General features: G+C 68.1%; 11 protein-coding genes and 1 riboswitch. Of the genes, 2 read left to right on the forward strand and 9 right to left on the reverse strand.

Annotation, left to right across the window (positions count from 1 at the left end):
* Positions 1-30 precede the first annotated feature (30 nt).
* Positions 31-1,182, reverse strand: a complete 1,152-nt coding sequence (locus ACN20X_RS17695; RefSeq protein ID WP_473209671.1) for a site-specific integrase — start codon at positions 1,180-1,182, stop codon at positions 31-33.
* Between the two features lie 253 nt (positions 1,183-1,435).
* Between ACN20X_RS17695 and ACN20X_RS17700 the strand changes: the two genes are divergently transcribed.
* Entirely contained in the window at positions 1,436-2,416 is a 981-nt protein-coding gene (locus ACN20X_RS17700) for a DNA-binding protein (protein WP_046983923.1), read from the forward strand.
* 32 nt (positions 2,417-2,448) lie between these two features.
* Here the strand turns inward: ACN20X_RS17700 and ACN20X_RS17705 are convergent, their stop codons facing one another.
* Both ACN20X_RS17705 and ACN20X_RS17710 read right to left on the reverse strand, forming a co-directional pair.
* Positions 2,449-4,245 carry a methyl-accepting chemotaxis protein gene (locus ACN20X_RS17705; RefSeq protein ID WP_473209672.1) on the reverse strand — a complete coding sequence of 599 codons (1,797 nt, stop codon included), beginning with the start codon at positions 4,243-4,245 and terminating at the stop codon, positions 2,449-2,451.
* Positions 4,246-4,371: 126 nt separating this feature from the next.
* On the reverse strand, positions 4,372-5,697 hold the full coding sequence (locus ACN20X_RS17710; RefSeq protein WP_193760888.1) for a serine hydrolase domain-containing protein: 1,326 nt from the start codon (positions 5,695-5,697) through the stop codon (positions 4,372-4,374).
* A 166-nt stretch (positions 5,698-5,863) separates the two neighbouring features.
* Here ACN20X_RS17710 and ACN20X_RS17715 point away from each other — a divergent pair, with 166 nt between their 5' ends.
* Positions 5,864-6,790, forward strand: coding sequence for a LysR family transcriptional regulator (locus tag ACN20X_RS17715; RefSeq protein ID WP_013802414.1), 927 nt, complete (start codon positions 5,864-5,866; stop codon positions 6,788-6,790).
* 4 nt (positions 6,791-6,794) lie between these two features.
* Here the strand turns inward: ACN20X_RS17715 and ACN20X_RS17720 are convergent, their stop codons facing one another.
* The 6 genes from ACN20X_RS17720 to ACN20X_RS17745 all read right to left on the reverse strand — a co-directional run bounded on the left by ACN20X_RS17720 (position 6,795) and on the right by ACN20X_RS17745 (position 13,735).
* Positions 6,795-7,577, reverse strand: a complete 783-nt coding sequence (locus tag ACN20X_RS17720) for a CbiX/SirB N-terminal domain-containing protein (RefSeq protein ID WP_473209673.1) — start codon at positions 7,575-7,577, stop codon at positions 6,795-6,797.
* Complete coding sequence (locus ACN20X_RS17725) at positions 7,564-8,352, reverse strand: ABC transporter ATP-binding protein (protein ID WP_473209674.1); 789 nt, start codon at positions 8,350-8,352, stop codon at positions 7,564-7,566. Before ACN20X_RS17725 ends, ACN20X_RS17720 begins: the two co-directional genes overlap by 14 nt.
* A complete protein-coding gene (locus ACN20X_RS17730; RefSeq protein ID WP_473209675.1) occupies positions 8,349-9,434 on the reverse strand; it encodes a FecCD family ABC transporter permease in 1,086 nt (361 codons plus the stop codon). Before ACN20X_RS17730 ends, ACN20X_RS17725 begins: the two co-directional genes overlap by 4 nt.
* The gene (locus ACN20X_RS17735; protein ID WP_473209676.1) at positions 9,421-10,473 is read right to left on the reverse strand and encodes an ABC transporter substrate-binding protein; all 1,053 of its coding nucleotides are present in this window, start codon (positions 10,471-10,473) and stop codon (positions 9,421-9,423) included. Before ACN20X_RS17735 ends, ACN20X_RS17730 begins: the two co-directional genes overlap by 14 nt.
* On the reverse strand, positions 10,473-12,599 hold the full coding sequence (locus ACN20X_RS17740; RefSeq protein WP_473209677.1) for a TonB-dependent receptor: 2,127 nt from the start codon (positions 12,597-12,599) through the stop codon (positions 10,473-10,475). The genes ACN20X_RS17735 and ACN20X_RS17740 overlap by 1 nt, the downstream gene beginning before the upstream one ends.
* A gap of 121 nt (positions 12,600-12,720) precedes the next feature.
* A riboswitch (cobalamin riboswitch) is annotated at positions 12,721-13,039 on the reverse strand.
* Positions 13,040-13,051: 12 nt separating this feature from the next.
* Complete coding sequence (locus tag ACN20X_RS17745; RefSeq protein WP_473209678.1) at positions 13,052-13,735, reverse strand: 2OG-Fe(II) oxygenase; 684 nt, start codon at positions 13,733-13,735, stop codon at positions 13,052-13,054.
* Positions 13,736-13,741 lie beyond the last annotated feature (6 nt).

Here is a 13,741-nt window from a genome sequence, read left to right on the forward strand (position 1 = left end):
GGGGCTTTTGAGCTCTTTTGAGCCGGCAGCTCAGCGCTGCGGTCCGCCGCTGCCTTGTGCGGCGGCGGCCGCATCGTCGTCGCCGGCATCGAGCAGCCGGGCCGCACGGTTGCTCAACGCGGAATCCGCACGGAAATAGCCCAGCACCGTATTGACGCTGCTGTGCCCCGTCAGCGCCATGGTGTCGGGCAGGGGCACGTTCTGGCGCCCGGCCTCGGTCACAAAGCCCGAGCGCAGGGAATGCGCCGAGAAATCTCCCTCCACGCCTGCCAGCGCACAGCGCTGCTTCACGATGTCGCGCACGGCCGCCGGCGACAGGGGCTCGCCCACATGGCCGCCCTTGCGGATGCGCCGGAAGATCGGCCCTTCCTGTATGGCGGCGGCACGCAGCCAATCGGCCAGCGCCTGGGCCGCGCGCCCGGTCACGGGCTTGTGGTTCTCGGGCACATCCCGCCCGGACTGATTGGTCTTGGAGTGGGCCAGCGTGTAGATGAATTCCTGCGGCCCCACGGCCCGCAGGTGGCGCATGTCGGCCCCGGCCACCTCCGAGCGGCGGCGCCCGCCGCTGGACCAGGCGAACAGCAGCAGGGCGCGGTCGCGGCGGCCGCGCAGGCTGTCATCGCAGGTCTGCAGCAATTGCTCCAGCAAGTCGCGCGTCAGCGCATCCTTCTTGGCGGGGCCTTCACCGCGCCGCGCATAGGCCTTTCGCGTGCGCGACATCAGCTCGCGCACGGCACCGTCCTGGCAGGGGTTGGCCAGTCCATGCACCTGATGGGCCTTGGACAGCACCGCCATGCGGTGCACCAGCGTGTTGTGCGACAGGGGGCCTTCGCGGGCCTTGTATCCGGCCTCGACCAGAGCGCGGTCGATGTGCATCGGCATTTCACTGGCCAGGCCCGCGCCGGTCTGCCGCTGGGCATGGTCAATGATGAATTGCAGCACGCAGGGCACATCCAGCGGCAGCTGCATCTGCCGGTCAAACCGCAGCGCATGCCAGGCGGACCAGTAGCGCATGGCGCTTTGGTAGCTGTTTCTGGTGTTGGCGGATTCGCCCTCGTGCATCAGCTCGCGCACGGCCTGCCGGGCGGCAGGCTCCAGGCCGGCGGACGGCAGGGCGTTGCCTTCCTGGATGTCGTCCAGGGGCTGAGGTCGGGAGGTCAGCGAAAAAGGGCCGGTGCGCATCCATGGATTGTCGCCCGACGCCGCCCGGGCAATACCTTGCGGGCCTGCAGCGATCGGCACGACGCAAAGTTCACTTTCCAGCGACCAGGAGCGGCCTATTTGCGCCACAAATCCGTGTAATGTGTGCATCCATACTGTATGAAAATTTCATATGTAATATTTCATACATCTAACATATGATGTATTACATGGAGTTAAAATAACTCACGATAACAACCTCTTATCGTTGGTAATCTTGGAAATAGTTCACGATATGCAGAAAACATCCACCCGTGGCGTGCAGGAAGCCGATGTCTGGGCCGCGGCAGACGCCCTGATCGCCCAGGGCCTGCGGCCGACCATCGAGCGCGTGCGCCAGCACATTGGCCGGGGCTCGCCGAATACCGTCAGCCCCATGCTGGAGACCTGGTTTGCCACGCTGGGCCAGCGCCTGGGCGTGGCGGCAGGGCAGGGCGAGCTGCTGCCGTCGTCGGTGCCCGATCCCGTTCAGCGCCTGGCGCAGCAGCTGTGGGACGCTGCCCAGGAAGAGGCCATGGAGGCCGCCCGCGCCGCCCTGCAATCCCGGGAGGAAGCGGCACAGGCCACGCAGGCCGAGCTGCAGGAGCAGCAGGAGCAAATGGCGCGGCGCGAGGCGTCCATGCAAGCGCAGAAAGAGGCCATGGACCAGGCCCTGCAAGTGGCCCAGGCCCAGTCGCAGGACTTGTCGCGCCGGCTGGATGAAATGCAGCAGCAGCTGCAGGACCGCGACGAACGCCTGGAAGAAATGCGCGATGCGCTGGCCGAAGCCGCCCGCCAGCGCGAGGCGTTGCAGCAAAAGCATGGCGAGGAAATGCAGTCCGCCGCGCTCGAGCGCCAGCGCATGGCCGAGCAGTACGCGGGCAATGAGCGCCACATGCTCAATGAGGTGGACCGCGCACGCCAGGAACTGGCGGCCGCGCGCAAGGCCGCCACCGAGCAGGAGCGCAAGGCAGCGACCCGCCTTGCAGAGCTGCAAAGCCGCTATGAAAAGAGCGAGGAGGAGCAGCTGAGCCTGCATTCCCAGCTGCAGACCGCCCAGAATGCGGCCGCCCTGGCGCAGGAGCGGGCAGCGGACCTTCGCAGCCTGCTGCAGGCGCAGCAGCGATTGGCCGGTGCGGCCGTGCCCGAGGCGGGTGCTGGACTGCCCATGGGCCGGCGCGCAAGCCTGTCTGCGGCGCGCCGCTCCATGACGCGCCTCAAGGACAGGCGGGGCTAGCAGTCAGGGCCTGCGCCCCTGGCTGGGCCCGGTCAGGACTGGAGCCGAAACCCCGCCACCACATCCGCCAGCTGCGCGGCCTGCTGCTGCAGCGACTGGGCGGCGGCCGTGGCCTCTTCGACCAGGGCCGCGTTCTGCTGGGTGGACTGGTCCATCTGGCTGACGGCCGTGCCGATCTCGGCAATGCCCGTGCTCTGTTCCTGGCTGGCATTGCTGATCTCGGTGACGATGGCGGTCACGCGCTGCACGCTTTCCACCACCTTGCCCATGGTGGCGCCTGCGTCCTGCACCAGCCGGCTGCCGGCATCGACCTGGCCCACGGAGTCATCGATCAGCGCCTTGATTTCCTTGGCGGCCGTGGCGCTGCGCTGGGCCAACGTGCGCACTTCAGAGGCCACCACGGCAAAGCCGCGGCCCTGCTCACCGGCACGGGCTGCTTCCACAGCGGCGTTCAGCGCCAGGATATTGGTCTGGAACGCGATGGAGTCGATCACGCCAATGATGTCGGCAATGCGGTGCGAGGATTGTTCGATGCCGCCCATGGTACGCACCACCTGGTCCACGACCGTGCCGCCATGCGTGGCGATGTCGGAGGCGCTGCTGGCCAGTTGCCGCGCCTGGCGCGCATTCTCGGCGTTGTGCTGCACGGTGGCCGTGAGCTGCTCCATGGCGGCAGCCGTTTCCTCCAGCGAGCTGGCCTGCTGCTCGGTGCGTGCCGACAGGTCCTGGTTGCCGCTGGCGATTTCGGTGGAGGCATGGCGCACGGTCTCGGACGATTCCCGGATGCGCACCAGCACCGAGGCGATCTTGTCGGTGAAGTGGTTGAACGCGCGTGCGATCTGCGTCAGTTCGTCATTGCCTTGCACCGACAGGCGGCGCGTGAGATCGCCGTCACCCGAGGCGATGTCTTCCAGCGCATCGCGCACCACGGCCAGCCGGCGCGTGACGCGGGCAATGACGGCGCCCAGCAGCGCAATCGCCAGGATCAGCGAAATGGCAACGATGGCGCCCGACACCTTGAGCAGCGAACCCAGCGCGGACAGCGCCTCGTCGCGCTGCACGGCCACCACCAGTTGCCAGTTCGTGCCGGGCACGCCCTGGCCGTAGAACAGGAAGTCCTTGCCGCCGATGGCCGTGCGCATGCCGGAGTCCGCCTTGGGCAGGGCCTGGATGGCGTCGGCACCCAACTGGGGCGAGAGTGCGGAGACGGGCTTGAGCGTGAGTGCCGGATCAGGATGGGTGACGATGGCACCGGCCTCATCCACCAAGAAGGCAAAGCTGCCCGGCGTGGGCCGGATGGCGCCCACGGTGCGCACCACCGTGGTCAGCAGCACGTCGGTGCCGACAACGGCGACGGGATTGCCGGCCGGGCCCACGGGCTCGGCAAAGGTCACGCCCACTTCGGGTGGAGAGACAAACAGATAAGGCGCCGTCACGATGGGCCTGCCTTCCTTGAGGGCCTGCCTGAACCAGGGGCGGGCCGTCACGTCGTAGTCGGCAGCCATCTCGTTGAGGAAGAACATGCGCTTGTCGGTGTAGCCGAAGTAGGCATCCGAGAAGCCGCCGCCGTCGCGCAGCGCCTGGACCACGGCACGCGGCTCCGGCGTATCGACGGCCTGCGCCAGGGTATGGGTCAGCAGGCGCTTGGTCGCCACCCATTCGCCCAGCACCTGGGCCTGGGCGTTCACCAGTTGGCGGCTCTGGTCGTCGAGGGTGGACAGCACATGGCGCTGCACCGTGAGGAAGTTGGCAATGGCCAGGGCCAGCATGGCCACGGTGACGATGGCCACGCTGAGCGCGATGAGTCGCGCACGCAGGGACTGGAACATAGAAGAATTACTTATTGCAAGAAGATGCTACATACGTTAGCAAATTTTCTTGACAATACGCGTTCTTGCAGGCGGTGCCCCCTGGCCGCCGAAGCCTATGCGGGAAATTCGCTCCCCTTCAGCGCCTCAGCGCTCCCCCGCCAGCAGCCTGCCCAGGGCCTCATAGGCCGGCAGCGAGGTCGGGTCATTGGCCGCATTGCCAGCCACCGGATGGGAGGCAAAGCGCGCAATCACCATCTGTGCCTTGGGATCGATGTAGACGGTCTGGCCATGCACGCCGCGCGCCGCGAAGGCGCCATGGGCGTTGTGCGTGACCCACCACATGTTGCGGTAGGTCCAGCCCGGCAGCAGCTTGTAGCCGGCCTTGGCAAAGGCCGCCGCATCGCCGCCCCGGCGGATATCGTCCACGGCGGCTGCGGGAACGATCTGCTGGCCGTTGAACTGGCCCCGGTTGCGCAGCATCTCGCCAAAGCGCGCCAGGTCCCGCAGGCCCAGGTTCAGGCCGCCGCCTGCAAAGGGCGTGCCCGTGGAGTCCACCGACATGTAGGCATCCTGCTCGGCGCCCAGGCGGCTCCAGATGCGCTCGGACAGCAGATCGGCCACCGATTGGCCGCTCACGCGCGCCAGCACCCAGCCCAGCGCATCGGTGTTGGCCGTGCGGTAGCCGAAGGCCTTGCCGTGCACGCCTTCGGGCTTCACGGTCTGCAGGAATTCGTAGTAGCTGCGCGGCCCGGTGTAGTCCTTGGCCTTGGGCAGCGGGTTGCCCGCTGCCGCGTGCGCCCAGACCTCGGCCTGGGGGTCCGCATAGTCTTCGCTGAAGCGTATGCCCGTGGTCATGTCCATGAGTTGGCGCACCGTGGCGTTGCCGAAGGCCGAGGCCGCCAGCTCGGGCACGTATTCCGACACGCGGCGCGAGGGGTCGAGCTGCCCCTCGGCAGCCAGCATGGCCGCCAGCGTGCCGACGAAGGACTTGGTCACCGACATGGCGCCGTGCTGGCCTTCGGGCTTGAGCACGCCGAAGTAGCGCTCATAGACCACGCGGCCCTTGTGCAGCACCACGATGCCGTCGGTGTAGTTGGCCTTGAGCGAATCGCGCCAGGTCATGGGCTGGCTGGCACCCAATGGCGTGAAGCGCAACTCGTCGATGTCGTCGCGCAACGCCTGGGCCAGCGGCGCTGCAGGCGCCAGGCCGCGTGACACATTCACCGTGGGCATGAGCTGGCGAAAGTGCGAGACGCTCCAGCGCATGGCGGGAAACTGGAAATAGGAGCCGTCGTCGAAGCGCAGCATCCGGTCCGGCGGTGGCGGCGAGCCCACCATCCAGCCCAGCTTTGCGGGGTCGCTGGCATCGGCATCGGGATAGGAGGGGGTCTTGGCTGCGGTGACCCCTGCCGTGGCTGTGGCGAACACAAGGCTGCCAGCCAGGGCACCGGCGAAATGTTTGAGCTGCATGGCGGCAACCATACTACGGTTGCCGCGGCGCCAAGATCCCCTGCCAAAGGATGGAAGCCGGCTTCCATCCCAGGCCGTGCGCCCAGTTGGCGCAAGCGCGACAAATGGCCTTCTCGTTGGACTAAGCTTCAAATAGTTTTTGAAAATCAAAGCCTGGCGAACGCCCATGAAAAGCCTGCAAGACCTGGATATCTTCGTGCGCACCGCAGACAGCGGCAGCCTTTCGGCCACGGCGCGCGCCCTGGACCTGACCCCGGCTGCGGCCAGCGCAGCGCTCAAGCGGCTGGAGGCAGAGCTGGGCGTGACCCTGTTCGTGCGCTCCACGCGCAGCCTGCGGCTCACGCAGGAGGGCGAGCTGTTTCTGGAGCACTGCCGCCCCGCGCTGGCCGGCCTGCGCCAGGTGCGCGACCAGTTGGCTGGCGGCCAGGCCGCTTTGCGCGGCACGCTGCAACTGGCCGCCCCCTCCGACCTGGGCCGCAATGTGCTCATGCCCTGGCTGGACGAGTTCCAGAGCCAGCACGCAGGCGTGGATCTGCGCCTGCACCTGTCCGACCGCGCGGCCAATGTCTACAGCGAGCCTGTGGACGCGGCATTTCGCTATGGCAGGCCGCAGGATTCCAGCCTGGTGGCCTTGCCGCTGTCGGACACGCACCGCCGCGTGCTCTGCGCCGCGCCCTCCTATCTGCAGCAGCGTGGCGCCCCCGCCACCCCCCACGACCTGGCCGGACATGACTGCCTGTGCTTCATGCTGGGCGAGGAAGTGCACGACCGCTGGAGCTTCTGGCCGGCAGGGCAGGGGGCTGCCGTACCTGAGCCCGTCCATGTGCGGGTGCGCGGCCGCAATGTGGCCAATGACGGAGATGCCGTGCGGCGCTGGGCCGTGGCCGGGCGGGGGATTGCCTACAAGTCGTATTTCGACGTGGCCGAGGACCTGGCCCGGGGCCGCCTTCTTGCGCTGTGCACCGACTGGACGACCGAGTGCGTGCCGCTGTTCCTGGTCGCACCCAGTCGCAGGCAGTTCACGCCGCTGGTGCGTGCGTTGCGGGATTTTGTGGCGGTGAGGCTGGCCGAGCTGGAGGCGGCCCAGCCCTGAGACATCACGAAGCCTGCGTCCCCAGCTCCACTGGCCCGTGCACGTGGTGCTCCGCGCAGACCTGCCGCGAGAGCACATGGGTTTCGATCACTTCGGCGGCATTCTCGGCCGTGAGCCGCCCGTACCAGACGCCGTCCGGATAGACGATGGCCAGCGGGCCATGGTTGCAGGGGTACTGGCAGCTGGTCTGCAGCAGGCGCAGCCTGGCACGCAGTTCGCTGCTGGCCTGCACGGCATCGCCCAGGCTTTGCCAGACGGCCACGGCGCCCAGGGCCGTGCAGCGCGGTCCCGTGCAGACCAGGGCATGGTGCTGGTGGTCCGGCACCTGGGACCAGGCCTGGGGATCGTGCTGCCATTGGTCGCCTGCGGTCTCGGCAATGTCTGGTGCCTGAAGGGCCTGGGCCATCTGCGACAGCAGCAGCGCGGGCATGGCGGCAGCGCCCAGCAGATGGTCGGCAAACCGCACCTGCACGCCCTGGTTCGGCAACTGCGAGCGCCAGCGCATGGCCAGCTTGTGCAGCCAGCGCAGCAGGGCAGGCTCGTCGGGCGAGAACAGGGGCAGCACGACGATGGAGCGCGCCGGCAGGCATTGCTGCAGCGCCTCGGGCAGCGAGGGTGCGGCCTTGTCCACGAAGGATGTGACGACCTTGCAGGCCGGCTCCAGCGTCTGGCGCAAGGCATCGGCCAGTTCGATCAGGCTTTGGCGCGATGCTGCGCCCGTGCCGCCGCGGCCCAGCACGATCACGGCGTCGGGCCTGGGCGGGATGGAAGTTTCAGAGGAGTTCATCGGGAATGAAGCTGATGCGCAGCCGGCCGGTGGCGGCATGGATGTCCACCTCGGCAGCCACGCCGTAGACCTGGCCGATGGTGGCCGGCGTCAGTACCTGGGCCGGTGTGCCATGGGCAACGATGCGGCCTTGTTCCATGAGATAGAGACGGTCGCAGTAGTGGGCGGCGATGTTGAGGTCGTGCAGGGCGACGATGCTGCTGATCTGCAGCCTGCGCACCAGGCCCATCAACTCCAGCTGATGGCGTATGTCCAGGTGGTTGGTGGGCTCGTCCAGCAGCATCAGCCGTGGCTGCTGGGCCAGCGCGCGGGCCACGAGCACGCGTTGTTTCTCGCCGCCGGACAGGCTGGAGAAACGCCGCTCCTCCAGCGCCAGGGCATTCACCTGGGCCAGCGCCTGCCGCATGCAGGCGAGGTCCTCGGCGCTGTCGCCCGCCCAGGGGGACTGGTGGGGAATGCGGCCCATCATCACCGCCTCGCGCACGGTGAAATCAAAGCTCTGCGGCGCCTCCTGCGCGAGGACCGAGACCTGGGCCGCGAACTCGCGCGCCGTCATGTCCCGGATGTCGCGCTGGTCCAGCAGCACACAGCCCGCGTCGGGCCGCAACACGCGGTAGAGCATGCGCAGCAGGGTGGATTTGCCGCTGCCGTTGGGGCCGATGAGCCCCACGCATTCGCCGCTGTGCAGGGCAAGGCTGACCTGGTCCACGATGCGCCGGGCGTCGGCACGCCGGGCGTCGGCACTCCAGCACAGGTCCTGGGCTTGCAGCTTCATGGGCCGCGCCCTCCCTGCACCGGCTGGCGCACCAGCATCCAGACGAAGAAGGGCCCGCCGATCAGCGAGGTGATCACGCCCACGGGCAGTTCCATGGGCGCAAAGGCCGTGCGCGCGACAAGATCCACCAGCACCAGCAGCAGGGCGCCGGCCAGGGCGGCCACGGGCAGCACGCGCCGGTGGTCCGTACCCACCAGCATGCGCGCGGCGTGCGGCACGATCAGCCCCACAAAGCCGATGGCGCCGCTGACCGCCACCATGGTTCCCGTCAGCAGCGACACCGCCAGGAACAGTGCGCGCCGCAGCCATGCCGTGTCCACGCCCAGCGTGGCGGCGGCCTCGTCACCGGCCAGCAGGGCGTTGAGCGGGCGCGTCTGCAGCCCCAGCCAGAGCATTCCCGCAGCCAGCACGGCAGCGGGAATGCCCAGTTCCTCCCACTGCGTGCCGGCCAGGCTGCCCAGCGTCCAGGTCAGCAGGGCATTGGCCAGGTCGCGCTGGCCCGATGACAGGGTGATCAGGCTGGTCACGCCTGCCAGCACATAGCCGATGGCCACACCACCCAGGATCAGCCGCGTGGCATGGATGCGGCCCTGGGAGCGCGCCAGCAGGTAGACGGCGACGGTGGCCGCCAGCGCCCCGGCAAAGGCCCCGGCCGTGAGGGCGTACATGCCGGCCGAGGCCAGCGCACCGAAGGCCAGCACGGCCACAGCGCCCACCGACGCACCAGAGGACACGCCCAGCAGATAGGGATCGGCCAGCGGATTGCGCACCATGGCCTGCATGATGGTGCCCACCACGGCAAGCCCCGCGCCCACCAGGGCCGCCAGCAGCACGCGCGGCATGCGGATCAGCCAGACGATCTGCTGGTGCTGCGGCGTGATGCCCTCCAGTGGCGGCGGCTGCATGCCCAGCACCTGCAGCAGCCGGCTCCAGGCAATGCGCCAGACCGTGCCCGCCGGCATGTCCACGGGCCCCCAAGTGATGGCCAGCGTCATCACCAACAACAGGGCCGCGAACAGCAGCAGGCACCAGAGGCGGGCGGCGCCCGAGCGCCTGGGCCAGCGGGAATCAGTTGGCCGCATGGCTGGGCGCCGGCATGCGGTCGGGGTGCAGGGCCTGCGCCAGGGCACGGGTCCGCGCAATATTGCGCGGGCCGGGCGTGGCCTCGGCATAGGTCATGACGAAAAACCGCTTTTCGCGGATGGCATCGACGCCCGCCAGCTCGGGCTTGGCCAGCAGGAAGTCGATCTTGCCCTGTGCATGGGGCTGGCCGTAGTCGATGATGACGATCCACTGCGGGTTGCGCTGCACCACGTCCTCCCAGTTGCCTGCAGGCCAGTTGCTGGGAATGTCGTCGAAGATGTTGCGCCCGCCCGCTTCCTCGATCATGGCCTGCGGCATGCCGTAGCGGCCCACGGTCACGGGGATGTCCTGGCCGCTGTCGTAGACAAAGACCGAAGGCCGCTGCCGCACGCCCTGCATGCGCTCGCGCAGGTCCTTCAGGTCGCGCTCCAGCCCCCGCGCCAGTTGCTCGGCATGGGCCTCGATGCGGAAGATGCGGCCCAGGTTGCGCAGGTCGGTCAGGCCGTCTTCCAGCGCAACCTGGCTGCGCGGCCCCACGCGGATGCACGATTCGGACAGCACGTACGAGGCAATGCCGTGGCGCTGCAGCACCTCGGGCGTGATCTGGCCCTGGCGAAAACCGTAGCTCCAGCCTCCGAAGACGAAATCTGCCGAGGCGCCCAGGATGGCCTCCAGGTTCATCTCGCGCTCCGCAAGCCGCGGCACGCGGGCCAGCTGGGCCTGGAAGGCCGGGTCGATCTGCTTGGCCTGCGTGATACCGCTGTAGCCCACCAGCCGGTCGCCCAGGCCCAGAAAGAGAAACATCTCGGTGATGTTCACGTCATGGGTCACGGCGCGCAGCGGTGCGCTGGCGTAGGTCACGGGGCTGCCGCAGACATTGACGGTCACAGGCGCCTGCGGTACGGCAGCCGGTGCCGGCAGTTCACTGGTGGTGCCGGAATCGCTGCGCGAGCAGCCGGCCAGCAGAAGGGTGGCCGCCAGGGCGCCAGCGCACAGGCCGTGGAGACCGTGGAGGCTTTTGGAGCGCGCCATGGCCATCAGAACCGGATATGGGCCGCGATCTCGAAGCGGCGGCCTTGCCCGACCAGGAACTGGCTGCCGTAGCTCGATCCCACATAGACCCTGTCGGCCAGGTTGCGGCCGATCAGGCTCAGGGTGGTGCGCGGGTCCACCTGCCAGCTCAGCGCGGCGTCGGCCACGGTGTAGGCGGGCAGGTTCACGGTATTGGCGTTGTTGCCAAAGCGGTCACCCACGTAGCGCAGGCCCAGCGAGGCCTGCCAGGCGCCCACGCGGTAGTGGCCCCAGAGGTTGGCCGTGGTCTTGGCCACGTTCTGCGGACGGTTGCCTGCGCGGTTGCCGCCAGCCTCGATGAGCTTGTCGAACTGGGCATCCACGTACGACAGATTGCCCTCCACGCGCAGGGCGGGCGTGGCCTGGAAGGTGGCGGTGACCTCGGCCCCGCGCGAGGACTGGCTGCCGCCCTGGATGGAGATGGCCGGCCGGTCGGGGTCGCGCGTGATGATGTCGTCCTTCTTAATGTCGAACACGGCCAGCGTCCATTCGCCGCGCCCGCCAGCCACCTGCTGCTTGATGCCGATCTCGGCCTGGCGGCCCTTGCTCAGCTTGTAAGCCGTGTTGGCCAGGTTCAGCGAGACCAGGCTGTTGACGGGATCATGGCCCGAGCTGATCTGCCCATAAACATGGGTGTTGCGGGCCAGCTCATAGGTCAGGCCCAGGCGCCAGGAGGTGGCGGCCAGCGTCTTGTCGAAGTCCGTGCCGCCCACCAGGGAATGGCTGGCAAAGTCATAGACATCGCGGCGCAAGCCGGCCATGGCCAGCCAGCGGTTGCTGATGCGCCAGGCATCCTCCAGGTACAGCGCATGCTGGGTCACGCCGGTTTCGGTCTTGGCCTTGGTGACATCGGGGCTGGCCCAGCTGCCATGCACGGGGTCCCAGGCCGAGACCGTGGACGAGCCGCCATAGGGCGAATTGTTGGACAGCCGCAGGTTGATGCGCGCGGCCTCCCAGCCCATGGCGATCTTGTGCGCGCCCCGGTCCACGTTCAGGCCCAGGCGGTTGCCGGTCTGCTCCAGGTCGTGCAGGATTTCCAGGTAGTCGGAGCGGCCCACGGTCCAGGTGGCGGGGTTGAGCGCGTAGGCCTCGATGTTGCGCCAGTGGCGGTCCGACTGCACGTGGTACAGCTCGTTGCGCACCGTCAGCCAGTCATTGGCCTTCCATTGCACCTTGGCGCGCAGGCGCTCGTCGGCATAGCGCAGCACGCTGTCTTCGGCGTTGTAGTTGCGGTCGCGCAGGGACTCCACCACCTTGCCGTCCAGGCCAGGCGTGCCCCAGTAGCGGCTGGGCTTTTGCACGCTGCGATCGGCGATCAGGTCGATCTGCAGGTCGCTCGTGGGCTCCAAGCGCAGCGTGCTCATGAACTTGCCGTTGCGCGACTGGTCCAGATCGCGCTCGCCTGCGCTGCGCGCGGTGTAGCTGTCGATGCGGTAGCTGGCATAGGCGCCCAGGGCGCCGGTCACGCCCAGACCCAGGCGCAGCGTGTCGTCCGTGCCCGCGCCCACCAGCACCTCGGCCGAGCTGGTGCGGCTGGGCTGCTTGCGGATGGCGTTGACGGTGGCGCCCATGGTGCCGCTGCCATACATCAGCGAGGCCGGGCCGCGCAGCACGTCGATGCGCTCGTAGCCCCAGCTGTCACCCGGATAGGCCGTGGTGCCGGCGGCCACGCCCAGCACCATGCCGTCTTCGGCCACGCCCACGGAGTTCACGCCCGCAAAGCCACGGCTGCTGAAGGACAGGCCGCCGTTGCCCGGCGTGCTGCTGGAGGTCAGGCCCACGGTGCGCGTGACGGCGTCCACCAGGGCGTAGTCGCCGCGCTCCTGCATCTGCTCGGCAGAAACACCATCCACGCTGGCCGGCACTTCCTGGTTGGAGACGCCGGTATGGCTGGCAGAGCGCCCAGGCTGGGCCAGTTGCTGGCCGATGCGTTCGGCCTGGCCGGTGACCTGGACCTCGGGCAGGACAGTCTGTGCCTGCACAGGAGCGGACAGGAAGGCGCAGGCAAGGGCCAGCGGGCTCAGCCGAAGGCAAAGGGAATCGGCAGCACGGGTGCTGGGAACGCAGGAAAGGGAGGAATGCATTTCGAACATCGGTCTTCGACCGCCTGATGCGAAAGCAAGGCACTGCCGCCTCTCCAGCCAGCGTGCAAGGATAGGGTGCAGGACATTGCCATCCGCACCCCGCAGACAGTCAAGAAAGCGCCCGCTCAGCGGGCGCGAAACGCAGCAGGCCGGTCTCCGGGCTCACAAGCGGCGCAAGGACATGCCTTGCGCCCAGCGCCCCGTCTTCCCAATCCACCCGCGAAAAGCTGCATGTTGCAGACCACGCCATGAACCAGTGACAGCCTGTCATCGCCCCTCCGCAGGGTTGCGGAGACTGGCGGGACAGGCATGGAGCGCCTTGACTTGTTTACCGTTGCGGGGGCAGCCAAGGCCTGTGCCGGCAGCGCAAAAAGCATTTGCTGGCAGTCACCTTGTTCCCGTTTCATCCCCATGGCTGGCATGTGGACACCTGTTGCACGGATGCCTTTGCAGGCGCGGCATTATAGCCAGCGGTCTGTTTGCAGAGCCTTTGGCGCCTGGGGCACGTCGTGCAAAAGCAGCTCCAGACCCAGCCACTCGCCACGGTGAACGCGGCTGATGGCATGGCGCAGGTGCACGCGGTAAAAGCCTGCCGCACCGCGCACCGGGCGCGGCCCCGTGGCGATGATGGCCGCATCCCCCAGGCCCAGCGGCAGCACCATGGGGCGCGATTGCATGCGCGGTCGCTGCTCGGTCATCACGAACTCGCCGCCCTCGAAATCCTGGCCCGGCCGGGACAGCAGCAGCACCAGCTGCAGCGGGAACACCGCCGCTCCCTCGCTGTATGAGCGCAGCGGGGCATGGCCCGCCTGCGCCACATGCAGCAGGTGCGACTGCGGATGCATCTGGCCGCACTGGCGGCCCAGCTGCCCGAAGGCCTCGAACGAGGCGGGCAGGGCAGGCTGCATGTCCATTTGGGCACGCCAGCGATTGGCAATGGCAAGCAGGTGCCGGTACAGCACCGGGCGCCATGTGTCGAGGGAGGGCGGCAGGCCATTGCGCATGGCCGCCTCGCTAGCCAGGGCGCGGCTTTCATCCGCATTCAGCAGCCGTGGCAGCAGGCAATGGCCCTCTGCATCGAGCTGGGTGGCAATGCGGCCCCAGTCCAGGCCGGCGAAGCGATCACTGCTGTTCAGCCCATCCATGTCGAC

Source organism: Delftia sp. PX-1, assembly GCF_055797465.1.

What these genes read in the sequence shown, in the direction of transcription:
- ACN20X_RS17705 (WP_473209672.1), bottom strand. Translation starts at nt 4,245, where the DNA reads ATGTTCCAGTCCCTGCGTGCGCGACTCATCGCGCTCAGCGTGGCCATC.
- ACN20X_RS17730 (WP_473209675.1), bottom strand. Translation starts at nt 9,434, where the DNA reads ATGCGGCCAACTGATTCCCGCTGGCCCAGGCGCTCGGGCGCCGCCCGC.
- ACN20X_RS17710 (WP_193760888.1), bottom strand. Translation starts at nt 5,697, where the DNA reads ATGCAGCTCAAACATTTCGCCGGTGCCCTGGCTGGCAGCCTTGTGTTC.
- ACN20X_RS17700 (WP_046983923.1), top strand. Translation starts at nt 1,436, where the DNA reads ATGCAGAAAACATCCACCCGTGGCGTGCAGGAAGCCGATGTCTGGGCC.
- ACN20X_RS17720 (WP_473209673.1), bottom strand. Translation starts at nt 7,577, where the DNA reads ATGAACTCCTCTGAAACTTCCATCCCGCCCAGGCCCGACGCCGTGATC.
- ACN20X_RS17715 (WP_013802414.1), top strand. Translation starts at nt 5,864, where the DNA reads ATGAAAAGCCTGCAAGACCTGGATATCTTCGTGCGCACCGCAGACAGC.
- ACN20X_RS17735 (WP_473209676.1), bottom strand. Translation starts at nt 10,473, where the DNA reads ATGGCCATGGCGCGCTCCAAAAGCCTCCACGGTCTCCACGGCCTGTGC.
- ACN20X_RS17695 (WP_473209671.1), bottom strand. Translation starts at nt 1,182, where the DNA reads ATGCGCACCGGCCCTTTTTCGCTGACCTCCCGACCTCAGCCCCTGGAC.
- ACN20X_RS17725 (WP_473209674.1), bottom strand. Translation starts at nt 8,352, where the DNA reads ATGAAGCTGCAAGCCCAGGACCTGTGCTGGAGTGCCGACGCCCGGCGT.
- ACN20X_RS17740 (WP_473209677.1), bottom strand. Translation starts at nt 12,599, where the DNA reads ATGTTCGAAATGCATTCCTCCCTTTCCTGCGTTCCCAGCACCCGTGCT.
- ACN20X_RS17745 (WP_473209678.1), bottom strand. Translation starts at nt 13,735, where the DNA reads ATGGATGGGCTGAACAGCAGTGATCGCTTCGCCGGCCTGGACTGGGGC.